General features: G+C 60.2%; 1 protein-coding gene. It reads left to right on the top strand.

Annotated elements, in window-relative coordinates; all coding sequences use genetic code 11:
* A partial coding sequence (locus tag A5753_RS02430) for an MCE family protein (protein ID WP_156655889.1) occupies nucleotides 1-654 on the top strand: 654 nt, incomplete at both ends.

Below are 654 nucleotides of genomic sequence, written 5' to 3' on the forward strand. Positions count from 1 at the left end.
CGCGGGCCGGGTTGGTGATGGATCCGGGTTCGAAGGTCACCTACAACGGGGTGGAGATCGGCCGGGTGGGGTCGATTTCGGAGACGGTGCGCGATGGCAAGCCGGCGGCGAAGTTCATCCTCGAGGTGTATCCGCGGTACTTGAAGTTGATCCCGTCGAATGTGAATGCCGATATCAAGGCGACGACGGTGTTCGGTGGCAAGTATGTGTCGTTGACGACGCCGGCGAACCCGTCGCCGCAGAAGATCTCTTCGCGCACGGTGATCGATGCGCGCTCGGTGACCACCGAGATCAACACGCTGTTTCAGACGATCACCTCGATCGCGGAGAAGGTCGATCCGGTCAAGTTGAATCTGACGCTGAGTGCGGCGGCGCAGTCGTTGTCGGGGCTGGGGGAGAAGTTCGGCCAGTCGATCACCAACGCCAATACGCTTCTCGATGACGTGAATCCGCGGATGCCGCAGGCGCGCAAGGATATTCAGCAGTTGGCCGCCCTGGGTGATACGTATGCGAACGCTTCGCCGGATCTGTTCGATTTCTTGAACAACGCGGTGATCACTTCGCGCACGATCAATGCCCAGCAAAAGGATTTGGATCAGGCGTTGTTGTCGGCGGCCGGGTTCGGCAACACGGGTGCGGAGCTGTTCGAGAAGG

Origin of the sequence: Mycobacterium sp. 852002-51971_SCH5477799-a (assembly GCF_001667145.1) — a bacterium.
In the GTDB taxonomy this organism is placed as follows: Bacteria; Actinomycetota; Actinomycetes; order Mycobacteriales; family Mycobacteriaceae; genus Mycobacterium.